Raw genomic sequence first — 23521 nt, 5'->3', positions numbered from 1 at the left:
CGACACACCCCACCCAACGCCACACCCCGGCCCGAGGACACCCCCGGACCGGTCACACCATACGAATCAACGACCCGCGAAGTACGGGTCTAGGGCGGTGGAGGAACGGTGTCGGGATGTCAGAACCCTTGATGTGACGTGCTCATGTCGTCAGGCTGTTACCTGGCGCCCATCCCCCGGCAATCTGGCGCCGCCACGATGACCGAGCCCGGCATGGTGACGGGCATCCGGTCAGGCCCCCCACATCAGAGGAGTCCGCATGTCAGGTGTCTACGCGCGTCGAACCGCCCGCCGAATAGCCGTCCTCGCCGCCTCCGCCGCCCTCACCGGCACGAGCGTCCTGCTCACCGCCCCCACCGCCCAGGCGTCCCCGCCCACCCCCGTGAGCGCCGCCACCGCCCGCACGTACCTCGGCCAGCTGACCGAACGGGCCGAAGGCTCGTCCTCCGGTTACAGCCGCGACTTGTTCCCGCACTGGAGCACCCAGTCGGGCGCCTGCAACACCCGCGAGGTCGTCCTCAAGCGCGACGGTACGAACGTCCAGCAGGACGCCGGCTGCGCGGCGGTCAGCGGCAGTTGGTACTCCGAGTACGACGGCGCCACCTGGCGCGCCGCGTCCGACGTCGACATCGACCACGTCGTGGCGCTCGCCGAGGCCTGGCGCTCCGGCGCGAGCGGCTGGACGACCTCGCAGCGGCAGTCCTTCGCCAACGACCTGACGCGCCCGCAGCTCATCGCCGTCACCGACGACGTCAACCAGGCCAAGAGCGACCTCGACCCGGCGGAATGGCTCCCGCCGCGCACCACCTACCGCTGCACGTACGCCCGGATGTGGGTGCATGTGAAGCACCACTGGAACCTGACCGTGGACCCGGCCGAGAAGAGCGCGCTCCAGGGCGTGCTCAACAACTGCTGAAACCGCTGACCAGGAACCTCGCCACCCTCCCCTGTCGTTCCGTACCGTACGGGGCGACAGAGGAGGACGACTTATGGCCGCGCTGCGCCTGGGACCACTGCTGCGGTACGTCGACCGCGAGGCCGGTGACACCGCGACCGTGTGGGTCGAGACGAGCCGGCCATGCACGGCGGAAGTGCGGTGCGAGGAGGGCGATTCGGGCGGTTTGTCCCGTACGTTCCAGATCGCCGGACACCACTACGCACTGATCACCGTGACCGGGCTGCGCCCCGGCTCGGAGACGGCGTACGAAGTGCTGCTCGACGGGCGGCGGGTGTGGCCACTGGAAGGCTCCCGCTTCCCGCCTAGCACCATCCGTACACCCGCTGTCGGCGGCGAGGAGGTGCGCGTCTCCTTCGGCTCGTGCCGCTGGGCCGCACCGGCCGAGGGCGAGCACGACCCCGTGGGCCCCGACGCGCTGGACACGCTCGCCACGAGCCTCGCGGCCGACCCGACGGCGATACGCCCCGACGCGCTGCTCCTGCTGGGCGACCAGGTGTACGCCGACGAGATATCGAAGGCGACGCGGAGCTGGCTGGCCGCGCGGCGCGATCTGCGCGAGCCGCCGGGCGCGGAGGTCGCGGACTACGAGGAATACGCCCGCCTGTACTACGAGTCCTGGCTGGACCCGGAGGTGCGCTGGCTGCTCTCCACCGTCCCCAGCTGCATGATCTTCGACGACCACGACGTGATAGACGACTGGAACACCAGCGCCTCCTGGCTGGCGGAGATGCGCGCCACCCCCTGGTGGCGGGAGCGGATCCTCAGCGGCCTGATGTCGTACTGGGTCTACCAGCACCTCGGCAACCTCTCGCCGTCCGAGCTCGCATCCGACGAGTTGTACGCGGCCGTACGGGCGCTGCCCGACGGGACGGAACGCCTGCGGGAATTCACGGCGCGGGCCGACGCCGACCCGGCCTGCGTGCGCTGGAGCTACCGGCGCGACTTCGGGCGCGTGCGGCTGCTCATGGTCGACACGCGGGCGGCCCGCGTCCTGGAGGAGGACCGGCGCGCGATGCTCGACGACGCCGAGGCGCGGTGGCTGCGCGATCAGGCGCTGGAGGACCCGGGCTCGTACGACCACCTGCTCATAGGCACCTCGCTGCCCTGGCTGCTGCCGCCGCTCATCCACGACGCGGAGGGCTGGAACGCGGCGCTGTGCCGGGGCGAGCGGGGCGGGCCGGGCGGCCGGTGGGCGCGCTTTGCCGAGGACCTGCGCAGACGCTCCGACCTGGAGCACTGGGCGGCGTTCCCGGCGTCCTTCGAGCAGCTGACGGATCTGATCGCGGAGGCGGGTTCGGGCCCGGCTGCCCCGGCGACGGTGTGTGTGCTGTCGGGCGATGTGCATCACGCGTACGTCGCCGAACCGGACTGGCGCGGCGCGGCCGGCCCGTCTGCGCGGGTACTGCAGCTGACCTGCTCCCCGGTCCACAACACCATTCCCGCCTCGATACGCCTCGGTTTCCGCTTCGGCTGGAGCAGGACGGGCCGGCGCCTCGGCCGCTTCCTGGCACGGCACGGGCGGGCCGGGGAGCCGCGGATCGACTGGCGGAAGACGTCGGGCCCGTGGTTCGGCAACCAGCTGATGACACTGACGCTGCGGGGCCGTTCGGCGGTACTGCGGCTGGATCAGGCGCGGGCGAGGAGGGGCGGGAACGCGGGGCTGGCGACCGTACTGGAGAGGGACCTGACGGACCCGGCCGTGCCGGACACGGTCCGCGCGGCCGGCGATTGAGAGCCGGACTCCGGGGCAGAGCCCCGCACCCCCGGTGGTCACCCACCGTGATCCTTCCCACAGCGGCGGAGATCCTGCACAGCAGGGCTACGACTTCCCGCACTCCACCGGCATGATGATGCGGACCCTCCGCTTCCAGCGCCCCCCACACCACGCTCGCCCCGGGAGTCACCGCTTTGTCCGCAGTGCACCAAGCCCTCGCTGTCGTGGGCGCCGGCCCCCGCGGCACCAGCGTGCTCGAAAGGCTCTGCGCCTCCGTGCCCGCCCTGGCACCGGACACCAGGCTGACGGTGCATGTCGTCGACCCCGCACCGCCGGGGGCGGGCCGGGTGTGGCGTACCGGACAGCCCGCCGAGCTGCTGATGAACACGGTCGCCTCGCAGGTCACGCTCTTCACGGACGCGAGCGTCGCCTGCGAGGGCCCGATACGCCCGGGGCCGAGCCTGTACGAGTGGGCGGCCTCGCACAGCGCCGACGCACCGCTCGGCGCCGACGCACCGCTCGGTCCCCACGCACCGCTCGGTCCCGACGACTACCCGACCCGCGCCTGCTACGGCCGCTACCTGGAGTGGGTGTTCCGCCAAGTGGTGGGCTGCGCACCGGAATCGGTCACCGTACGGGTGCATCAGGCACGCGCCGTAAGCCTCCAGGACGCCCACGACGGCCGGCCGGACTCCACCCAGACCCTCGCCCTCGACAACGGCGAGACGCTCACCGGGCTGAGCGCGGTCGTCCTCGCCCAGGGCCATCTGCCGGTGCACCCGGACCAGTCGGACTCGCACCTCGCCTCCTACGCCGCCCGCCACGGCCTGCGCCACCTGCCGCCCGCGAACCCCGCCGACCTCGATCTCTCCGCCCTGGCCCCCGGCGAAACGGTCCTGCTGCGCGGTCTCGGCCTCAACTTCTTCGACCACATGGCGCTGCTGACCGCAGGGCGCGGCGGCACCTTCACCCGCGCCCCCGGCGGCGGCCTCGTCTACCACCCGTCGGGCCGCGAGCCGCTGCTGTACGCGGGGTCGCGGCGCGGCGTACCGCACCAGGCGCGCGGCGACAACGCGAAGGGCCCGTACGGCAGGCACCAGCCGCTGCTCCTCACGCCCGGCGTGATCGCGGCCTTCCGCGCCCGCGCGGACGCGGGCGATCCGCCCGACTTCCTGGCCGAGATATGGCCGCTGGTCGCGAAGGAGGTGGAGACCGTCTACTACGAGACGCTGCTGGGCACGCAGGCCACGTCGCGACGCGAGGGCTTTCGCGTCCGCTTCCTCGCGACCGCGCACCGCAGTGCCCAAGAGGCGGACGTACTCGCCGAGTTCGGCGTGCCGCACGAGGAGCGCTGGTGCTGGGACGTGACGGCCCGCCCGTACACCGGCCAGACCTTCCGTGACCCGGCGGACCACCGCGCCTGGCTGCTGCGCCACCTGCGGCGGGACGCGGCGCACGCGGCGCTCGGGAACGTCGCGGGCCCGCGCAAGGCCGCCCTCGACGTACTGCGCGACCTGCGCAACGAGCTGCGGCAGATCGTGGACCACGCCGGTCTGCCGGGCGCGTCGCGCCGCGACCACCTCGACCGCTGGTACACGCCGCTGAACGCCTTTCTCTCGATCGGCCCGCCGCGCAGGCGGATCGAGGAGATGACGGCGCTGATAGAGGCGGGCGTGCTGCACGTCATAGGCCCGCGCATGACGGTGGAAACGTCGAGCGACGCCTTCATCGCCGCCTCCCCCGACATACCCGGTTCCGAGGTCTCGGCCACGACCCTCATCGAGGCGCGGCTGCCGGAGCCCGATCTGCGGCGTACGGCGGACGAACTCCTCGCACGGCTCCTGAAGACCGGCCAGTGCCGCCCGCACACGGTTGACGGTTACGAGACGGGCGGCTTGGACGTCACGCGCCGCCCGTACCACCTGATAGACAGTCAGGGGCGGCCGCACCTGCGCCGTTTCGCGTTCGGAGTGCCCACGGAGGGCGTGCACTGGGTGACGGCGGCGGGCGCGAGGCCCGGGGTGGACTCGGTGACGCTGACGGACGCGGACGCGGTGGCGCGCGCGGCGCTGCGGGCGGCGGTGAAGGTACGTACGACGGCGGCAATCGGCGCGCCACAGACGAACCGGACACCGACCTGAGCGGGGCTTTACGGCCCCCTGTTCCCACCCGTATTCCCGAAAACCCCTTGAACGTGACATGTCCAACATCGTCGCGCCCCTGACGATCTCCGCCGATATCGCAGGCGTACGCTGTATGGCTGTACAGCCGCCCCTGCCGCTCCCCTGCGACGTCGCGGCGTTGTCACGAACCGGGGAGTCACGTTGTTCGAAAGTGTGGGGGCGCTGACCGGCAGCCCATGGATCTACGTTGTGGTCGCGGTCTCCGTCGTCATGGACGTTTTCCTGCCGGTCCTCCCCAGCGGGGTACTGGTGATCACGGCGGCCACCGCCGCCGCGGCGGGCTCCACCACCGTCGTCGCCGCCGGCCAGGTCGCGCACCAGGTGCCCGACATCCTCGCGCTGCTGGCGTGCGCGACCACCGCGTCCGTACTGGGTGACTTCGTGGCGTACCGGCTGGCCTGGCGCGGCGGCGAACGCCTCGACCGGGCCATCGCCCGCTCACGCCGCCTGACCACCGCGCAGGAACGTCTCGGCACCGCGCTCAGCCGCGGCGGCGGCATCCTCGTCGTCATCGCCCGCTTCGCCCCGGCGGGCCGCTCCGTGGTCTCGCTGGGCGCGGGAGCCGCGCACCGCAAGGTGCGGGAGTTCCTGCCGTGGTCGGTCCTGGCGGGCATGGCGTGGGCCGGCTACAGCGTGGGGCTGGGCTACTTCGGCGCGCAGTGGCTGGGCGCGTCCTGGCTGGGCGCGGCGGTGTCGCTGCTGGCGCTGTTCGCGGCGGGCTCGCTGGCGGCCCTGTTCGTACGCCGTCCGGTAGCGGCGACGCCGGCAACAGTCACGCTTTAAGCCTCCTGCGTAACCACAGGTCCCCCTCTTCCTCCCCCTCGCACCTCGATACCGGCGAGGAGTTTGCGGGTCGCCTCGGCAACTTCGTCGACGGCCTGGTCGAAGACCTCACGGTTGTGAGCGGCGGGCACCCGGAACCCGGAGACCTTGCGTACGTACTGCAAGGCAGCCGCGCGGATGTCCTCGTCGGTGGCCTCTTCGGGGAGGACGGGCGGACGGAGCGTCTTGATGCTGCGGCACATACAACGACGGTATCGCCGGTCAGCGGTTGCCGGCGAGGAGCGCTTCGGTGATGAGCCGGACGGCGCGGGCGAGCCGGTTGAGCTGTTCCAGCTCGACGGCGTAGAGCCTGATGGTGCCCTCGATGACCGATTCGGAGACTCCGAGGGTGGGCAGCTCGGCGCGGCAGGTACGCAGCGCCACCCGGACGGCGCGGATCTCGTGCTCGACCTGGAGCTGCGCGTGGCGGGCGAGGAGGACGGGGTGGCGGGTGAGCGTCGAGTATCCGGCGTAGCGGGCCGGCAGGAGGTCCCGCAGCCAACGGGCCGCCGTGCGCTCCCAGTCGTGGCTGCCCGGGGCCTTGACCTGACACGGCCAGTCCGGGCTGAGCGTGGAGAGGGTCTGGGACATCGTCGTCGCTCCGGCGGGTGGTGGACGGGCTCTGTTCGCGGGGTGCCGCGGAGATATGTGGGCGGTCCCGGCCCAGGGGTAGACCGGGACCGCCAAGGGGCCGTCCGCCGAGGAAAGCGGACTACCCGGAGAGAACACCCGTGGGCGACGTGAGGAGGAGTGCGCCGCTCATGGGTATCCACTGATGTGACGTGCAAGGGCTGTGACAGCCACAGGCAGTAAACATATATACCGCCGAGTACGCAAGGGTATGAAAAAATTCATACCCTGCGTGCGATGAAAGGACGCTCCGTAACCATGGAACAGACGGGCGTCTCAGTCGTCGAGAAAGAACTTGTGCTGGTCCGCGACCTGCTCGTACCCCTCCAGCCGCGCCTGGGTGCGCACGGGGTCGGCGTCGGCCATGGCTTGGAGGACGGCGCAGGACAGGACCCCCGGCGCCGAATAGGAGTCGAAGACGAGACGGGATCCGGTGCGGGCGGTGAGCGCCACGTCGGCCTCGTCCACGAGGGACCCGAGCGTCAGATCGGTGATCAGCGCGACGCGCAGCCCCGTGCTGCGGGCGGCCTGCATCGCCGCCAGCGTCTCGTTGGCATGCCGCGGCATCGCGAACGCCACCACCCACGTCCCGCCGGCCTCCCGCGACTGGAGCAGCGCGTCGTAGGCGACGCTTCCGCCGCGGGTCACCAGGCGTACGTCGGGATGGATACGACGGGCCGCGTAGGCGAAGTACTCGGCCAAAGACACGGAGATCCGCAGCCCCAGAACCGTCAGAGGCATCGACCGGGCGAGCTCGCGCCCCACGTCGAGGACCCGCCCGGGGTCGGCAAGGGTGCGCCGCAGGCTCTCCAGGTTCTCGATCTCGGCATCGACGGCTGCCTGAAGCTCGTTGCGCCGGATTTCCTCCCGCGAACCGGAGACGGAGCTGAGCGCGATGGGCTGCAGAGCCTCACGGAGCGCGGGGAACCCGCTGAACCCCAACGACGACGCGAAGCGCGTCACGGACGGCTGGCTCACCCCGACCCGCTCCGCCAGGTCGGTGATGGACAGGAACGCGGCCTCGGTGAGGTGATCGATGATGTACTGGGCGATACGCCGCTGGGCGGGGGAAAGCCGGTGCCCACCGAACAGCGCGCGCACGCGGTCCGCAGGAGATCCCTCCGGGGATCCGTCCCCTTCCGGAGCCTGCTTTCCACGCGTAATCGCAGACGCCTGTGCGCGTGCCTGCTGATGTGATGGCACCGGTGTGCCTCCCTCTCGTCCCACTGACGCTCAACATAGCCGACCGCCCGCACCCCCCACGGAAACCGTCACGGTCAGCCTTTCACCAGGTGTTTCCTGCGGCAGCACCGACGTTTCGCTCAGACCGCTGTCACTCGCACCTCCACCGCCCCTTCGCTTTCCGCTCGGCTTCCTTGCGCCTCTGGACGGTGTACGAGGACCAGTCGCCGCGGTGCAGATCGCACCGCGATGCGTCCACCATCGCCAGCCGCCGGCACCGTGTCCCCTTCTCCGTCAGCGCTCCACACCTGGACTGCGTACGAGCCACGATTCCCCCTTGGCCTCGCCTGTCGTGCGAACCAGTCCAGGGTTACGGGTCCTACGCCGCAGCCGGAAGGCGCACCACTCCCCCAACCGGTGCACAACGCCCCCCTCCGGTCGCCAGGGGGCGCCAGAAGCGTTTCCCCCTGTTCACCCTTCGGGTAGGGCAGGGGCGCTTTCGTGCGTCCAGATTGCACGCAACCGCAGGAGCTCGTACCCGCTCCGCAATCTGCCGCAATCAGCGGGCGGCCGCGTGCTATCCGGCGCATCCTTGTTCCCCAACCAGCGCAGATGGAGGGCGACATGGCGCTCAGGTTCCTCGGTACCACCTGTGATGACGGAGACTGCCCCACGCTGTACGAAGTCGAAGAGACTGGCGAGATCCTCGTCCAGGGCGACAAGGTGGCAGACCCCGAGCACCTCGCCAAGCTTCGTGACGTAAGAGAGACGGAGACCTTCGTCATCGTGCCACGTGATCTCCTCACCCGCTTCGCCCCGCAGGGCAGTGCACCCGAGGTCGTCCCGTTCACGGAAGTCGCGCACCTGTTCAGGGACTTCAAGCACACCGCATGGCGACTGGAAACCCGCCGCGGCTACGCCTCCGATCGCAACAGTCCGAAGTGGCAGCGGTGGCGGGCGGGCGAGGACTTGGCGACCGAACCGTTCAATGAGTGGCGGCTGAACGTGCAGCGAGCGACCGCGCAGGGCCGGCGGTTCGAGCGCGTATGCATCGTCGACAACCCGCCGACCGAGGGGCAACGGTTCCTCCTCGCCACCGCGCCGAGCAACGTTGCTGCGGGCTAGGACATCCGCAACCTGCCCCGTAAGGAAGCCGTACGGCTAGGTCTACCCGACCACGACTTCTGGCTCTTCGACTCGCGGCTCCTCGTACGCTTCGTCTTCGACGAGGACGACACCACCCTCGGCGTCGTGATGACCGAAGACCCTGCCGAAGTCCTCGCCGCGTGCCAAGCGCGTGACGCCGCCTGGCACCACGCTGTCCGTACCGCAGAGTTCGCCGGGCGGGTACGTTCCACCGTGTGAGCACCGACTTCCAGAGCGCAAGGGTCGTCCTTGGTGCGCGGCTGCGTGAGCTGCGGACCGAGGCCGGTCTGGACGGTAAGGGCATCGCAGAGCGGCTGGGCTGGCAGCGGTCCAAGGTGTCGCGGCTGGAGAGCGGCAAACAGACTCCGTCGGCGGCGGACCTGGCTTTGTGGGCCGACGCGGTCGGACGGCCGGATCTGGCAGGAGAGCTCAAGGGCCGACTGGCTGGGCTTGAGACGCAGTACCGTTCGTGGCGTAGGCAACTGGCGGGTGGTCACCGTGCCCGGCAGGAACTGGGGATCGTGGAGACGGCAGCCACGCAGACCATCCGGGGCCTTGAAGTCGCGCGGATCCCAGGGCTGTTCCAGACGGCCCCATACGCCCGCGCCACATTCGAAGCGAACGCCGAGTTCCGGCAGGTCCCCAGGGACATCGAGGAGTCAGTGCGGGCCCGCATCCGCCGCCAAGGGTCCCTGTACGAGTCTGGCCGCCGCTTCCGCTTCCTCGTGTGGGAGGGCGCCCTGTACGTCCTCACCTGCCCCCGCGAGGTCATGGCCGCACAGCTTGATCGGCTCGTCAGCTTGATCGGCCTCGACACCATCGAGCTCGGCATCATCCCGCTCGGCGCCCAGTTGCGCCGAGCCCCGACTCACGGCTTCTGGATCTACGACCAGCGGTTGGTCATCGTCGAGACCCTGGGCACGGAGATGTGGCTCGACGACGAAGACACGATCCAGTTGTACGGCCGCGCGTGGGACTGGCTGGCCGAAGCCGCTGTTCATGGGCAGCAGGCAAGGCGGATCATTGGCCGCGCAAGAGCCTCTTTCGACCACGGGTAAGCAATCACCAACAACTCGCAGACCGACTCGCGCAATCCGGCGCAATCGGCGCGCGACGGCGCAACCGCCGTCCCTACCGTCGTCCTCATGACGACAGGAACCCGCCCCTCGGGGGCCACCGGAGCGGGACTGCCCGGCACCTGGTGCCACTGGCACAAGGGCCCATCGCTGACCGCCGCCCTCATCGACGCCGTCGAGCAGACGTCCGGACCGGGCTATGCCAAGTACGCCTGCGCTCCGTGCCGTGAGCAGCGCGGCCTCGTCCCCGCCGCCGGCGCTCCGGAACGGCCGGCGTCGTGAGGGGCACGACGGCGGAGACTGTACGGCCGGCCGGGCTCACGATTTGCTGGTCGCCGAAGCCTGACACCCCGGCTCGGTGCTGCACCCTCAAGGACCCGAACCACAACAGCGATCACTACCACGAATACTCGGGTGCCTCCTGGCCCCGCCGTGCGGGTGACAAGCAGTGAGCACGCGGTCCGTGATCAGGGAAGTAACCTGGAGCCGCCCCCTGTTCCGGCTTCGGCCAGGGCAGGGAGCGTTGTCGTGTGCGTCCGGGGTCAGTCGAGTGGGATCGCCTGGTGCGCCTCCACGATCGCGTCGATGCGGGCGGCCAGGTCGAAGTCTGCCGCGGTCAGCACGTGGCCCGCGTCGTGGGTCGTGATGCCGAAGCGAAGATGGTCGATCCGGAGGTCGATGTCTGCGTGGTGCTGGATCCGGCGTTCCCGGTCCGCCACGTGCACGATCACGGCGACACCCGCGTGATACCGAACGTCGTACCTGCGGGTGATCTCGTTCCCGACCTGCTCCCAGCCGGGCAGGTGCTCCAGGCGCTCCGCTATCTCCTGGTCCGTCAGCGGTACCAGTCCCTGCGCCACGTCATCCCCTTTCGGTCACTGAGGCCAGCAGCTCGTCGAGCTCTTGGCCGATCGGGGCATACTGTCACGGCCGCATCCGCCCGCTCCACGGCCTTCAACTCCCGGCGCATCCTGGCTGACCGGGTCTCGACGGCAATCTGTGCCACCTGCCGCGCGATCTCTACGGCCTGGTCCGACCAGTTCCCGCCCGGCGGTCGGTTCAGTGTCGACGCGGCGCGCGCGGGCAAGGTGACTATGCCTCGCTGGGGCCGCCCGCCGGAACGCTGGCTCCGGATGCTTGCCCTGCACGGCTACCGGCGGGGCGGTCGCTGAGGCCTGCTGGGCCCGCCAGCCGCCTTCCTGGGGCCGGTGGAGGCCGACTGCGGTCAGTGCGGTTGCTGTACTCCGCTGCTGCACCTCAGGCCCTCGCGGAGGTGACGGTGGAAGAGCGCAAACTTGGAAACCGTCGTTCGCCTCACGGCTTGATCCGCAACCCTGTACGGAGCAGATCGCCACACCGTTTTGGAGGCACGCGTGTCCAACCAGGTAATGCCCCTCGTAGCGTTGGCCGTGTCGATCGTGGCACTCGCGCTCTCGCTCGTGGCCACAGTGGCCCAGAGGCGGAGGGCCAATATGGAGATCGCCCGTGCCCTCCACATCGATTTAACCTCGGGCGTCGTGGCAGACGCGCGGAAACCACTCGGAGAGTTGGCGTTCGCAGTCAGAAGCGAGTGGGAAGCCGACAGAGTCAGTCCCGACCTGGAGAAGGCGCTGAGAGAGAGCAGCGCTGAGGCTGCGGACTTGCGTCACCACTACTTCATCCTGCTGTGGTGTTTTGAGAGGGTTTGGAATGGTTACAAGGTGATCTGGGCCGACCGCCGCGTGGTCGGCGTACGGCCAAGCCGGGAGTTCGCGGACATGCTGGGATGGCACGTTCGTAACTGGTCACAGGACCTGCCCGCGATCAAGATGGCTCTGGAAACCCAGCTGGGGGAGATCCACGACGGCGACTCTGCACGGGCATTTGCTGCTCTGGGGGATGCGGTCTTGACCAATGCCGACATCAGGAAGGTTCGGCGCCGACTTGGCGAGATGGGCTTGGATCCCATCGGTGAACCTGCATGGTCAGCGGGTTAGGTCGAAACCTCCACAGACGCGCGAGGTCGGTGGAGCGGCTTTGGGCTTGAGCTGCAGGATCTTTGACGGCTGAGCTGGCTGTGCATCTCGACCTGTACGCCGAGCCAAGTCGTACGGGCAGGTCTTCACCGGGGCACGGGGTGGCCAGCTGCGCGCCGGAACAACTTCCGCCGCATCTGGCTCCGGGCTGTCGAAAAGGCCAGGCTGGGGGACGTGCATTTTCGCGACCTCCGCCACACGGGGAACACGCTCGCTGCGACCGGCGGTGCAACCACGCGTGAGCTGATGCAGCGCATGGGGCACTCGTCGGTGCGGGCGGCGCTGATCTATCAGCACCTGGTCAACGGTCGGGATCACGCGATCGCCGCTCACGTCGACGAGCAGATCAGGAAGGGTCAGGAAGGTCCGGCCGGCAGAGTCAGAAGACGTATCTGGCACGTAGCTGGCACGACGCCCCTCTCTCGGCCGTACGACCGAAGAACGATCAAGGCCCAGGCTGCCGGATTACTACCGGTGACCTGGGCCTTTGTCGTGCTTCCTGCTGGTGGGCGCGGACGGTTTCGAACCGCCGACATCTGCTTTGTAAGAGCAGCGCTCTACCCCTGAGCTACGCACCCGTGGATGAGGCAACAGCGTACATCGAGTGGGCGGTGGGATTGCAATCGGTTGCCTGGTGGGGCGCTGTGGTGTGCCGGGGGCGGGGCTGGTGGGGATAACCCCACCCCGGTTCGGTGGTGGTCCGCATCGTGCTGGGGCGGGGGCCGTTCGTACGGTGAAGGTTCGCACGTGGGACTACCTGGGGGATCGATCACCGTGGCACTTCGTACCCGCACCTTTCTGGCCGTCGGCGGGGCCCTCGTCGGCGTGGTGGCTCTGAGTGGCTGTGGCGCCGAGGCCAAGGACGCTCCCGCCGAGCAGCGGTCGTTTGGGTTCAGTGGGGACACGCTGACCATTGACGCAGACAACTCCGCCCTCGAGCTCGTTCCGGCCGACGTCAAGGACGTGGAGGTCACGCGGCGGGCCGACGGGTGGGTGTTTCTCGGGGAGGGGCCCGAGTCCACTTGGGAGATGAAGGGCGCGAAGCTCGTCCTGCGGCAGCACTGCACGGCGATGGTCAGCGACTGCGAGTCGTGGCACCGGGTGAAGGTGCCGCGCGGGGTCGCCGTCACGGTGAAGGACGACAACGGGAGCGTGACGGCCGCCGGGTTCGACACCGCTCTGACGCTTCGGTCCGACAACGGCGAGGTCACCGTCAAGGACTCCAGCGGGCCGCTGGAGCTGACCAGCGACAACGGGGAAATCGTCGGGGAGGGAATCTCGTCCGAGCGGGTGAACGCGACCTCCGACTCCGGAAGCGTGCGGATGGCGTTCACGGTCGTCCCGGACCTGGTGGAGACCACCAGCGACAACGGCGAGATCGGCATCGAACTGCCCCGCGCCACGTACAGCGTTACGGCGAAGAGCGACAACGGGGACGTCCGGATCGACGTGCCGCGCGATCCGAGCAGTCCGCATGTCGTACGGGCTCGCAGCGACAACGGGGAAGTTACCGTGCGAAGCGCGAACTAACCGGCCCCTGTGTTCGTCATTACCTGGTGGGAGAATGAACCGGGCAGGGCGGACACAGCACGGGAGTGGGATGTGACGGCGACACACGCGCAGCCGTACACGCAGCGAGTACGTGCCGTCAGGGATGTCGTCGCGCTCCTGCTGCTGCCGGTGCCGCTTCTCGTCGCGCTTCCCCTCGCCTTCGCGGGCGGCGGTACGAGGCGCTGGTTCGGCGGGCGCGGGGAGAATGTGCGCGCCGACGCGCAGGCCGCCAAGGACGCGGCCGCCGCGGCTTTCTACGAGCTGGACACCACCCAGCGCGACCTGCGGATCTCGATCGAGACGATCACGGCCGTGGACAGTACGCCGGCCGCGCGCAAGGCCGTCGAGGACTTCGCGGCGCTCGGGCGGCGTATCGACGAGGTCAGTCATGCGTACATCACCGCCGTCGACGCCCACGACCTCGACCGCGACGACCTGGAGGCCTCCACGGCCGCCAAGGCGCGCGCGGAGCTGAGCAGTGCGAAGGACGAGCTGGTACGGGTCAAGGGCGAGCTCGACCGGTACGCGGCGGGGCTCGGGCCACTGCTCGAAACCGCCGAGACGCAGCTCGCCCGGCTCGCCCCCGCCGTGGAACGGGCCCGCCAGACACTGCTCGCGGCGAGCAACGCACTGGATGCGGTACGGGCCTCCGGGCTCAGGGCCGACGATCTCGCGGCGCGCCTCGCGGCCCTCGCGCCCGAGCTCACCAAGCTCAACCAGGGCGCCGGGCGGCACGGCGTACCGGAGACGCTTCAGCGCGCGGACCAGGTGCTGCGCGATGCCGACGCCGTACGGACCGAGGCCGAGCGGCTGCCGGAGCGCGCGGCGGAGATCGACCGGCGGCTGGTGTCCCTGCGGACCCGGGCCCAGGCGCTGACGACCCGGGCGGACAAGGTCGAGCCGGTCCTGAGCGAGCTGCGCCGCCGGTTCACGGCCGCGTGCTGGCAGGACCTTCAGGGCGTACCCGCGCAGACGGCGAGCACGGTCCGGCAGGCCGAGGAGAAGATCAGGGAAGCGGCGAAGGCGCGGGACGAGCAGCGGTGGCCGGACGCCGTCTCCCTGCTCAGTACGGTCCGGGCGCTGCTCAACTCCACCGACGAGGCGGTTTCGGCCGCCGGTGACCGGTTGCAGCGGCTCAACGCCGTGTCCAAGGACCCGCAGCGGGAGATCGAGCGGACGCGGTTCGCGATCAGGGACGCCCAGCGGCTGGCCATGGCCGGGCGCAGTACGCCCGATCCGCGGCATGCCCGCCCTCTGGACGATTCGGTGGCCCGGCTTGACCGGGCCGTCGCCGGTCTGGAAGGCCGCCATCCCGACTACTGGCACTTCCTGACCGAGATGGAGGGGGTACGGCGGACAGTGGCGCGGGTCGTCTCGGACATCCGGGAGGAACGGGGCGCGGGCTCCTGAGCCGGCCGGCGGCTCGGCAAGAGTCAGTAACCTGTTCGCATGCCCCGTTACGAGTACCGCTGCCGCTCCTGCGGCACCAGCTTCGAGCTGAACCGGCCCATGGCCGAGTCCTCCGCGCCCGCCACCTGCCCGGACGGGCACGACGACACCGTCAAGCTGCTGTCCGCCGTCGCCGTGGGCGGGACGGCCAAGTCGTCCGCCGCTCCCGCGCCCTCCGGTGGGGGCGGAGGCGGGTGCTGCGGCGGCGGGTGCTGCGGCTGAGGGTTGCGGCTGAGGGTGCTGCGGCTGAGGGTCAGCGCTTCCTGGAGAGCGTCATGCCGTCCGCGACGGGGATCATGACGCTCTCCATCCGCGCGTCGGCCGTCACCCGGTCGTTGAACTCCTTGATCGCGGCCGCCGCGCCTGTCGCGTCCTGGTCCGTGACTCCGCCGCCCCAGAAGACGTTGTCGGCGGCGATCACTCCGCCCTGCCGCATCCTGGGCACCAGTTCCTCCCAGTACGGGACGTAGTTCTCCTTGTCGGCGTCCACGTAGGCGAAGTCGATGTGCGGCTCCGCCGGCATCGCGCGCAGCGTGTCCAGGGCGGGCCCGATGCGCAGCTCGACGCGGTCGGCGACGCCCGCCTTCGCCCAGGCCTCGCGTGCGTACGCCGTCCACTCCTGCGACACGTCGCACGTGATCAGCCGGCCGTCGGCGGGCAGGGCCTGCGCCATCGACAGCGCGGAGAAGCCGGTGAACGTACCGATCTCCACGATGTGACGTGCCCCGATCAGCCGGACCAGGAAGGCCAGCAACGGGCCCTGCTCCGCGGCGGACTGCATGCGCGCCTGCTCGGGCAGCTGCCGGTGGGTCGTCTCGACGAGCTCCCGCTGGACGGCGTCCAGCGGCGGATTGTGGGCCAGCATGTACGCGTACAGCTCGTCGGTGACCGTGGTGCTCTTTCCCATGCTCATCGCACTCCCTGTCAGACCGTTCCTAAAGACTGAGCGGGAGTGAGTCCTGTTGCCAGGGCCCATGCTCAGCCGCGTGCCGCGAACGGTGTTGGGCACGCTGGTCACCCGCTTTCGCTCCATGGTCCGGCTGCGCGCATCGGGTGCGTGGTCCGGGATAATGGGGGCGGGTTTCCTCGCGTCCTCGGTTGCCTGGTCGGGCCTGGACGGTCCGATGCCCGCGGTGATCTCTCTGGTCGTCGCGGGGCGGTGCTGTCCGTCGCCGGATCGGGTGTCCGAGGGCGCGCCTGCCGATCGCGATGCTCGCGGCATCGTGGCGGCTGGTCTTGCGGTTGGTGCTGGTGAGGGGTTTCTGCCAGTGCTGTGCGCCCCACTTGCTGGTGTAGGCGGGATCGACCGCGACGATTGCCAGTCCGGCTTCGGCGGCCATGGAGACGATGCGGGCGCGGAGTTTCCCGGTGGGCATCCCGGAGATCAATTGGCGGAAGCGGCGCTTGCGGCCGTGCTTCTCGCGGGTCTTGTCCGCCGTGAAGTCCAGGTCTTCAATGGCGATGGCTTTCACGCCGACGCGCTGTGCCCATGTGATCAGGCGGGTGAGAGCATGCCGGATCTGGGCGTCGCGATGCGTCGCGGCTCCCGACAGGTCGTAGGAGAACCGCCTTGGCTCGCCGATCGGGTTGCCGTGGGTGTCGAGCTGCCAGGCGGCGAGGTGGTCGGCGTTCGTATCAACGCCGATGACACCGCCTGCGAGTGCTGCTTTGAGTGGAACGGTCTGGACGAGGGGCCGTTGCCAGGACGCGGTGAGGTACCAGCGGCCACGGGGCACGTCGTAGTGGATGCGGTAGGCGACGGCCTGGTTCGCGGCGATACGGTCGGCCCACTGCGTACCCCGGTGAGCGAAGGCAACCTTGCCGGTGACGACGTACCGGCCGTGCTTGCTGTTGGCCAGATGCGCGAGCGGAGCGGGAAGCTTGATGCTCAACTCGCCGTCGCCGGTGACATGGATCGTCTCGTTCCCGAAGCGTTTGCCGGATTCGCCGTCAGCGGCGAGGAACCAGCGCTCCGCCTCCCACCGCTTGCGCCACTGTGCCTCGGTGAGCTGGGCCTTGGCCAGGTGGTGACGGGTGTTGAGCAGGCGCTTACCGCCCCGCACGACCCGCACGCGACCGGCGTCGCGGTCGGCTCGCGCACGGTTGAGCCGGTCCTCGAGAAGGTGCAGACGACGCGTCTTCGCATGCCACTCCCGCTTCGACCGGTATCCACCACCGGCGTGCCTGCTGGCTTTGGCTGCGAGCGGCAGGGACAAGCGGTGCGCGACCGTCTTGACCCCGGCTTCCAGGTTCTGGATGTGCGCCGCCTGGCCACGCCTGGCGAGCGCCCACTGATCGTGCGTGGCCTTGGTGAGCGCACCCGCCCACCGCGACGACGACAGCGGTGTCAGCTCCCGCTTACGCACCGCCCACGCGTCCGCTGAATGCTCCAGGCCATCGGCGCAGCGGGCCTTGAGGTCACGGGATGCCAGCGCACCCATGTGCTCACCGACCAGGCGCAGGATCTTCTCATCCGCCGGCGTGAGGTGCTTGAGACGATCGCGTACCGCCACGCCTGATGGGCCGGACGCGACGAACGAGGAAGCGATCGGGCGGAGTTCAGCCACGCTCGGCCGCCTCCACAGCTTTCATGGCCCGGTTCCTCGCCGACCTGCGGCCATACAGGCGGGCGCAGAACGACGTCAGCACCTCCACCATGTCGCGCACCAGGTCGTCTTCGATCTCACCGTCATCCAGAACGATCAGGCGACGCCCGGTCCCGGACAGGGCTGCTTCGACCAGCTCCACATTCATGCGGCCGAGCCGGTCCTTGTGCTCCATCACCACGCAGGTCACGTCCGGGTCGGCCAGCAGGCGACGGGCCTTCGTGCGGGAGCCGTTCATGCCCGAGGCGATCTCGGACTCGACCCGCACGACACGGTGTCCGGCCTTCACGGCCCACGCCGACAAGCGTGCGACCTGACGTTCCAGATCCGCTTTCTGATCGTGGGAGGACACCCGGGCATACAGGCCGACACCACCAACCCGCCCGCGCGTGGTGCTGGACTCCATGTTCACCAGGATTGTGCGCGGACCGACCCTCTGAGCCGGTACCGGCAACGTCCCCTCACGAAACCAGCGATACGCGGTCTGCGGATGCACACCCTGCGCCTTCGCCCATTCCGTCAGATTCACACCACGACAACGACACTCACCACCTCATGGTTACGCTCACTCAAACGACCATGTCCAACAGCAGTTGAATACCCCCCGGCGAGCTGTCAGGTCCCCCGGCGAGCTTTGCATACTCCCCTCTGCGCCGCCGGGTGCTCAGAGCGGGTGTCGGCCGGCCGCGCGGATGAAGGAGCGCAGGATCTCCTCGCCCGCCGCGACACCGGCCTCCGGCAGCACGGTGACCTGTGGGGCGGTCCAGCCCGTGTCGGCCAGCTCGCCGTGTCCCGGCCGCCAGCCGTAGTCCGCCGCCAGCAGCAGGTCCGCGTCGAGGAGGGAGTCACCTGCGGCGAGGGTGAGGGTGGCGCCGGTGCGGCGGGCCACCTCGCGCATGGCCGCGCTCTTGGTGAGCGGCTTCGGGACGGCGTAGATCTTGCGGCCCTGGAGGGAGACCGTCCAGCCTCGTTCCTCCGCCCACTCGCCGAGTTCCTTGACCCATTCGTCCGGCAGCAGCGCGCGTTCGACGACGAGGTACGCGAAGAGGTCCTCCGCCACCCGCTCCTTGAGCAGCCAGGCGGGGTCGGCCGCGGCGACGAGGTGGGCGCGGACCTCGGCCAGGGAGGCGCACTCGTCCGCGAGTGTCGTGGCCACCTGAGCCTGCCAGTCCGGGTCGGACACTCCGTCGACCAGCAGGTGGCCGCCATTGGCGCAGATCGCGAAGGCGGGGGTGGGGACGGGGAGCCGGATCCGGTGGTACTGCTCGCGGGTGCGGGTGGTCGTCGGTACGAAGCAGGTCCCGGCGGCGAGCTGCGCCATCAGGGCGGCGGCGGTCTCGGTGACGTACGAGAGCGGCTTGCTCTCGTACACCTCCACGCACAGCAGGCGCGGCGCCTGGGCGTCGGGCATGCGCAGGCCGAGCGCGGCGGTGGAGTAGATCAGGGTGCGGTCGAGGTCGCTGGCGATCAGGACGGGAGGGTGGCTGGTCACTTCGCTGCCACCGCCTTGCCGTCCGCGCCGGTGGCGCCACGTGTGTACTTGGGGTGGATCAGCCCGACGCAGGTGTACGGGAGGCCGTCGACCTCCTCGACCGGTACGCCGCGCTGCTCCGCCAGGAGACGCACGTGGTCGAGGTCGGCGCCGGCGTCGCGCTTCGCGAGGATCTTCCAGGGGACGCGGCGCAGCAGGACGCGAGTCGTCTCGCCGACACCGGGCTTGACGAGGTTCACGTCGTGGATGCCGTACTCCTCACTGATCCGCTCGACCGCCGCCCAGCCCTCCCAGGTCGGGGCACGGTCCGCCGAGAGCAGCTCCTTCACGTCGGCGTCCACGGCGTCCGCGATTTCGTCGAAGCGGGCGGCGACGGTGTCGAGGAAGTGACCGGACACGTCGTTGTCGGCGAGTTCGCGGTAGAACTTCGCCCCGTGGAAGTCGTCGGGGCCGACCAGGTCGGACCGCAGGACCGTACGCGAAATCAGGCCGGAGACAGTGGAGTTGAGGCAGGCGGAGGGGATGAGGAAGTCCTCGCGGGTGCCGTACGTCTTCACGCAGCCGCCGGGGTCGGCGAGGACGGCGATCTCGGGGTCGAATCCGCCGATGCCGGTGGTGGCGGCGAAGTTGTCCAGCGCTTCGGCGAGTTCACGGGTGATCGCGCCCTTGCCCGTCCAGCCGTCGACGAAGACGACATCGGCCGGGTCGTGGTGTGCGGCGAGCCAGCGCAGGGCGGTCTCGTCGATGCCGCGGCCGCGGACGATGGAGACGGCGTAGTGCGGGAGGTCGAGCCCGTGCCGGTGCTGGGCGTAGCGGCGCATCAGTACGCCGACGGGCGTGCCGGCGCGGGCGAGGGAGACCAGCACGGGGCGCGGTGAGCGCTCGGCGAGGACCGTCTCGGTGACGGTGGCCACGGCGCGGGCGATACGGGCCGCCGACGTCTCCAGGGCCGCCATGAAGAGCTGCTGGTACTGGGGGCTCGGCTGGTACTCGACGGGCAGCGACTCGGCGTAGTGGGCGCCGCCGCTCTGGATCGCCTCCTCGCGCTCCTCCGTCGGGGCCTCCAGCTCGACGTCCGAGAGGTCCTGGAGGAGCCAGCCGACGTCCTCGGGCGCGTAGGAGGAGAAGGCGGGGCCGCGGAGGGGCTCGGGCATGGGCGGCTCCTGCCGTTGGGGGACACCGGGGATGCGGGAAGGACCGGGCATGTGCGAAGGGCCGGGTGTGTACGAAGGGACGACCGCCAGCACCACGTGCCCGGTATGGGCGGCGAGGCGGGCGAGCAGGCCGTCCGGGGCGTGCAGTTCGGGGGTGTCGGCGGCGGAGTCGACAACGGCGACGACCACGTCGAAGCCGGCGCCCGCGACGTTGTAGGCGTACCGCGCGCCGGGGCCGTCGGCGGGGTTGTCGTGCGCGGGGAAGACGATCCGCGTGCGTATCGCGTAGCCCGGGTCGTCGACGGCGAGCACGGGTGAGCGGGTGGTGGTCGAGTACCGCACCTCGGCGTCGACCCGCTCCTCCAGGGCGGTGGCCAGCCTGAGCGGTGCGTACATCAGCTCCTCGAAACCGAGGACCAGCACCCGGCGGGCGTCTTCGGGCAGCTCCCCGGCGATACGTTCCGCCATACCCGGCAGCGAGTCCTCCAGCAGGGCCCGGTGCGCGGGACCGAACCCGTGCCGTCCCCCGTCGGGCACGCCGCCGGGCCAGCCCAGCTCGACGCGGGCGGGCGTGGCAGCCACGGGAGGGGCGTGCAGGAGCCCCTGTAGGGCTCCTGGGGCTCCTGGGGCGCCCATGGCCGTCCCAGGAGCCCCAGCGGTAGCAGCAGCCGTGTCGTCGTACCGCGCCACCAAGGCCTGGCCCTTCGCCAGTACGTCCGCCGGCAGGCGGACCGTGCCCGAGGCCATCGCGATCAGGTCGACCCGGGCGCCGATTTCCCGCGCGAATTCCTCCAGCCGCTCCCGGTCCCGCACCGAGCGCATGTCGACCAGGGCCACGATCACGTACTGCTCGCGCGGGTAGCGCTCGTGCAGGTCGCGGATGGTGTTGAGCACCGTGTTGCCGGTGGAGAACTCGTCGTCGACGAGGACGAGCGGCCCTTCCCCGGCCAGCAGCGCGGGATCCTCCGGCAGCAGCAGGTGCGAGGTGGCGTGCGAGTGGGACTCCTCGAAGCCGCCCGCCGTCGCGACGCCGTCCACCGGCCGCCGCGTCGAGTGGAGGTACGGCGCTACGCCGACGCCGTCCGCCACCGCGTGGCCGAGCCCGGTCGCCGTCTCGGCGTACCCGAGGACCACGGCGCGCCGGGCCGCCTCTTCGCCCAGCAGTTTCCGTACGTCCTCGCCGAGCGCGAATCCGGCGCCGTACACCCGCGACGGCAGCTGCGGTACGTGCTTGCCCAGCACGTTCGACACCAGCAGATGGGCCCGCTTCGGGTTGCGGCGCAGGGCCAGGCCCAGCAGATCGTGCAGCCCGCCCGGCCCCTGCCCGTCGCCGTCACCGACGAGTTCGACGCCGAGCCGCTCCGCGACCCACGTTCCCGACCACACCACTTCGTCCGTCCCCATCTCAGTCGGTTATTCCCGCTATTCCCGCTGTCAGCAGCTCCACGAAACCGACGTCCTCGCGTGCCACCCCGAAGACCTCGGCCCGCAGCAGCGTGCGCTCGGCCCACGCGCGGTGCGGCTTCACTTCGTTCATCTTGTTCGTATACGCGGAACGCATCACTCCGCCACCGCCCCGCTCCGGCCGCAGAATGTCCTGCGCGTCGCTGAATTCCTCGTGGCTGACCACCGACAGCGCGTGCACGGGCAGCACGTGTGAAGGGTGGATGCAGGTCTTGCCCAGCAGCCCGTTGGCGCGGTCGAGCGAGATCTCCCGCAGCAAACCGTCCATGTCGTGCTCGATGAGCGACGCGCGCAGCGCCTCCGCCTGCCCCACAAAGGGGCTGCGGCGCAGCTGCGGCTTGAACATCCGCTCCTGGACGCGGAAGTACTCCCACACCGGGCCGGTGATCGTGAAGCCCGTGCCGTCCGAGCGTCCGAGCACATTCACCACGTCAGCGATGACCCCGGCCACGATCTGGACGTCGTACGCCGTCATGTCGGGCGACCTGCGCAGCCCGTACGCCGAGCAGAAGTCGGTGACGCCCAGCCGCAGCGCCAGCACCCGCTCCCGGTACTTGTCGACCGTGCGGGCGATGCCCGCGAGTGTCTCCGCCCGGCTCTCCAGGTGGAGCAGCTGCGGCGATTCCAGTACGGGCATCGCGAAGAGGCGGTGACCGCTCACCGCCTCCGCGGCCGTGAGCGCCTCCAGGAAGGCGACGCCCCGCTCTTCGGTGAACTTCGGCAGTACGAATCCGGACAACAGTCGGGCCGAGGGGCCGAGCCGGTGCACCAGATCGGGAATCTGGGCGGGCTCCCGGACCCGGACGAACAGCAGCGGCAGCTCCAGGCCGCGCGCGTCGAGCTCCGCGAACTGCCGGACGAGGTTCTCCTCGGCGCCGGTGACTTCCCCGTCGTCGATAGAATCTTCCAGGCAGAGCACCATCGAGACGACTCCGCGCCCCGCCTGCTTCGCCACGTCGTCAGCGAGTCGCGGCCGGGTGGCCGGGCTGTAGAGCGTGGCGCCGAGAGCGGCGGAGAGCGTACGGGCCGAGGACCCGGCATCGAACGCCACGGGCTCCTGATGGAAGAGATTCTCCCGGACAGGGGGCGGAATATGTCCGAAATGACGCATGAAAAACCCCCCGTGCCGCCGTGTCGGCGCATCCTTGTATGGCCGGTAATAGTACGTAGGGGTGGTGTCAAGAGTTCCCCGCATACGTGAATTTCAGGTTACCCACGTGAAAGCAGCTATGCCTGGAAGGGGCCCCGCGTTGTCCGGGGGAGGCCTGGGGAGGCAGGATGACCGACATGACGCACGCCATGCTGAAGGGCTCGAACGTCCCGCTCGATGCCACCGCCGTAAGGGCTGTGCTGCGCTGGACCCCCGGCCCGGACGTCCCCGAAGTGGACGCCTCGGCCCTGCTGCTCGGCGTCGACCGGCGCGTACGCTCCGACGAGGACTTCGTCTTCTACAACCAGCCCCGCCACCCCTCCGGGCTGGTGCGGAGTCTGGGCAAGAAGCGCCTGCCCGACGGCGTGACGGACTCCGTGCAGACGGATCTCGCGGCGCTGGAGCCGGCCGTGGACCGGGTTCTGATCGTCGCCTCGACGGACGATGTGCCGTTCGAGCGCGTGCGGGATCTGTGCATCGAGGTGTACGACGCCACCGCGTCCGGGAGCGGTGAGCCGCTCGCGTACTTCGAGGTCAAGCCGGAGACGGGTGCGGAGACCGCACTGATCTGCGGGGAGCTGTACCGGCGCGGTGAGGGCTGGAAGTTCAGGGCGCTGGGCGAGGGCTACTCGAACGGGCTCATCGGGCTGGCCACGGATCATGGGATCTCGGTGGACGAGACGGAGGGGGCGGCTCAGCCGGCGGAGCCGCCTGCTCAGGCGGCGCCCTCGGAGCCCACACAGCCGATGCAGCCGGCGTACGGCTATCCGCAGCCCGCGGCCGCGCCTGCGCCCGCCTACGGCTTCCCCCAGTCGGCTTCGACTCAGCCCGCCTACGGCTATCCGCAGCCGGCCGCTGCCGCTGCCTTCGCTCCGGACCCGAACTTCCGGCTGCCGCCGCAGGGGCCGCAGTTCGTGCGCGGTCAGTAG

The 23521-nt window shown here is 70.0% G+C and carries 21 protein-coding genes, 1 tRNA gene and 2 pseudogenes; 13 read left to right on the top strand and 11 right to left on the bottom strand.

The window, feature by feature from the left end; translation table 11 throughout:
• Nucleotides 1-259 precede the first annotated feature (259 nt).
• From J7E96_RS10445 to J7E96_RS10430, 4 genes are all read left to right on the top strand, one after another.
• A complete protein-coding gene (locus tag J7E96_RS10445; protein ID WP_215129823.1) occupies nucleotides 260-916 on the top strand; it encodes an HNH endonuclease family protein in 657 nt (218 codons plus the stop codon).
• A 73-nt stretch (nucleotides 917-989) separates the two neighbouring features.
• Nucleotides 990-2690: an alkaline phosphatase D family protein gene (locus J7E96_RS10440; protein WP_215129821.1), complete on the top strand. Its 1701-nt coding sequence runs from the start codon at nucleotides 990-992 to the stop codon at nucleotides 2688-2690.
• 176 nt (nucleotides 2691-2866) lie between these two features.
• A complete protein-coding gene (locus J7E96_RS10435) occupies nucleotides 2867-4813 on the top strand; it encodes an FAD/NAD(P)-binding domain-containing protein (RefSeq protein ID WP_215129819.1) in 1947 nt (648 codons plus the stop codon).
• A gap of 183 nt (nucleotides 4814-4996) precedes the next feature.
• Complete coding sequence (locus J7E96_RS10430; RefSeq protein WP_215129817.1) at nucleotides 4997-5638, top strand: DedA family protein; 642 nt, start codon at nucleotides 4997-4999, stop codon at nucleotides 5636-5638.
• Here the strand turns inward: J7E96_RS10430 and J7E96_RS10425 are convergent.
• From J7E96_RS10425 to J7E96_RS10415, 3 genes are all read right to left on the bottom strand, one after another.
• Entirely contained in the window at nucleotides 5635-5880 is a 246-nt protein-coding gene (locus J7E96_RS10425; protein ID WP_215129815.1) for a DUF2277 domain-containing protein, read from the bottom strand. The genes J7E96_RS10430 and J7E96_RS10425 overlap by 4 nt on opposite strands.
• Before the next feature lie 19 nt (nucleotides 5881-5899).
• The gene (locus tag J7E96_RS10420) at nucleotides 5900-6268 is read right to left on the bottom strand and encodes a hypothetical protein (RefSeq protein ID WP_215129813.1); all 369 of its coding nucleotides are present in this window, start codon (nucleotides 6266-6268) and stop codon (nucleotides 5900-5902) included.
• A 315-nt stretch (nucleotides 6269-6583) separates the two neighbouring features.
• Nucleotides 6584-7510, bottom strand: coding sequence for a MurR/RpiR family transcriptional regulator (locus J7E96_RS10415; RefSeq protein ID WP_215129811.1), 927 nt, complete (start codon nucleotides 7508-7510; stop codon nucleotides 6584-6586).
• A 603-nt stretch (nucleotides 7511-8113) separates the two neighbouring features.
• Here J7E96_RS10415 and J7E96_RS10410 point away from each other — a divergent pair.
• The 3 genes and pseudogenes from J7E96_RS10410 (at nucleotide 8114) to J7E96_RS10400 (ending at nucleotide 9993) form a co-directional block, all read left to right on the top strand.
• A pseudogene (locus tag J7E96_RS10410) lies at nucleotides 8114-8854 on the top strand (DUF6879 family protein).
• A complete protein-coding gene (locus tag J7E96_RS10405; RefSeq protein ID WP_215129809.1) occupies nucleotides 8851-9693 on the top strand; it encodes a helix-turn-helix transcriptional regulator in 843 nt (280 codons plus the stop codon). The pseudogene J7E96_RS10410 and the gene J7E96_RS10405 overlap by 4 nt, the downstream one beginning before the upstream one ends.
• A gap of 87 nt (nucleotides 9694-9780) precedes the next feature.
• Nucleotides 9781-9993, top strand: a complete 213-nt coding sequence (locus tag J7E96_RS10400; RefSeq protein ID WP_215129807.1) for a hypothetical protein — start codon at nucleotides 9781-9783, stop codon at nucleotides 9991-9993.
• 260 nt (nucleotides 9994-10253) lie between these two features.
• On the opposite strand, the gene J7E96_RS10395 is transcribed toward J7E96_RS10400, so the two are convergent.
• Entirely contained in the window at nucleotides 10254-10571 is a 318-nt protein-coding gene (locus tag J7E96_RS10395) for a 4a-hydroxytetrahydrobiopterin dehydratase (RefSeq protein WP_215129805.1), read from the bottom strand.
• A 513-nt stretch (nucleotides 10572-11084) separates the two neighbouring features.
• Here J7E96_RS10395 and J7E96_RS10390 point away from each other — a divergent pair.
• Nucleotides 11085-11687: a hypothetical protein gene (locus J7E96_RS10390; protein WP_215129803.1), complete on the top strand. Its 603-nt coding sequence runs from the start codon at nucleotides 11085-11087 to the stop codon at nucleotides 11685-11687.
• Between the two features lie 213 nt (nucleotides 11688-11900).
• Nucleotides 11901-11966, top strand: a pseudogene (locus J7E96_RS38415) (integrase); the annotation flags it as partial.
• Nucleotides 11967-12229: 263 nt separating this feature from the next.
• Here J7E96_RS38415 and J7E96_RS10380 read toward each other — a convergent pair.
• Nucleotides 12230-12304: transfer RNA gene (locus J7E96_RS10380), tRNA-Val, on the bottom strand.
• 196 nt (nucleotides 12305-12500) lie between these two features.
• Between J7E96_RS10380 and J7E96_RS10375 the strand changes: the two genes are divergently transcribed.
• The 3 genes from J7E96_RS10375 to J7E96_RS10365 all read left to right on the top strand — a co-directional run bounded on the left by J7E96_RS10375 (nucleotide 12501) and on the right by J7E96_RS10365 (nucleotide 14948).
• Nucleotides 12501-13256, top strand: a complete 756-nt coding sequence (locus J7E96_RS10375) for a DUF4097 family beta strand repeat-containing protein (RefSeq protein ID WP_374196653.1) — start codon at nucleotides 12501-12503, stop codon at nucleotides 13254-13256.
• 72 nt (nucleotides 13257-13328) lie between these two features.
• The gene (locus tag J7E96_RS10370; protein WP_215129799.1) at nucleotides 13329-14687 is read left to right on the top strand and encodes a hypothetical protein; all 1359 of its coding nucleotides are present in this window, start codon (nucleotides 13329-13331) and stop codon (nucleotides 14685-14687) included.
• 39 nt (nucleotides 14688-14726) lie between these two features.
• Nucleotides 14727-14948 (top strand): zinc ribbon domain-containing protein, encoded by a 222-nt coding sequence (locus J7E96_RS10365; RefSeq protein WP_215129797.1) that lies wholly within the window; start codon nucleotides 14727-14729, stop codon nucleotides 14946-14948.
• Nucleotides 14949-14979: 31 nt separating this feature from the next.
• Here J7E96_RS10365 and J7E96_RS10360 read toward each other — a convergent pair whose 3' ends face one another.
• From J7E96_RS10360 to J7E96_RS10335, 6 genes are all read right to left on the bottom strand, one after another.
• A complete protein-coding gene (locus tag J7E96_RS10360) occupies nucleotides 14980-15639 on the bottom strand; it encodes an O-methyltransferase (protein ID WP_215129795.1) in 660 nt (219 codons plus the stop codon).
• Between the two features lie 22 nt (nucleotides 15640-15661).
• Entirely contained in the window at nucleotides 15662-17293 is a 1632-nt protein-coding gene (locus tag J7E96_RS10355; RefSeq protein WP_215129793.1) for a transposase, read from the bottom strand.
• The gene (locus J7E96_RS10350; protein ID WP_215129791.1) at nucleotides 17286-17861 is read right to left on the bottom strand and encodes an IS607 family transposase; all 576 of its coding nucleotides are present in this window, start codon (nucleotides 17859-17861) and stop codon (nucleotides 17286-17288) included. The genes J7E96_RS10355 and J7E96_RS10350 overlap by 8 nt, the downstream gene beginning before the upstream one ends.
• A 135-nt stretch (nucleotides 17862-17996) precedes the next feature.
• Complete coding sequence (locus J7E96_RS10345; RefSeq protein WP_215129789.1) at nucleotides 17997-18824, bottom strand: HAD family hydrolase; 828 nt, start codon at nucleotides 18822-18824, stop codon at nucleotides 17997-17999.
• Nucleotides 18821-21382 (bottom strand): phosphoribosyltransferase, encoded by a 2562-nt coding sequence (locus J7E96_RS10340; RefSeq protein WP_215129787.1) that lies wholly within the window; start codon nucleotides 21380-21382, stop codon nucleotides 18821-18823. The genes J7E96_RS10345 and J7E96_RS10340 overlap by 4 nt, the downstream gene beginning before the upstream one ends.
• Before the next feature lies 1 nt (nucleotide 21383).
• Entirely contained in the window at nucleotides 21384-22553 is a 1170-nt protein-coding gene (locus tag J7E96_RS10335) for an HpcH/HpaI aldolase/citrate lyase family protein (RefSeq protein WP_215129785.1), read from the bottom strand.
• A 167-nt stretch (nucleotides 22554-22720) separates the two neighbouring features.
• Here J7E96_RS10335 and J7E96_RS10330 point away from each other — a divergent pair, with 167 nt between their 5' ends.
• Nucleotides 22721-23521 (top strand): TerD family protein, encoded by an 801-nt coding sequence (locus J7E96_RS10330; RefSeq protein ID WP_215129783.1) that lies wholly within the window; start codon nucleotides 22721-22723, stop codon nucleotides 23519-23521.

This window comes from Streptomyces sp. ISL-96, assembly GCF_018614035.1.
GTDB lineage: Bacteria > Actinomycetota > Actinomycetes > Streptomycetales > Streptomycetaceae > Streptomyces.
Note: the sequence above shows the minus strand (reverse complement) of the source record. Positions and strands in the feature narration are given on the sequence as shown.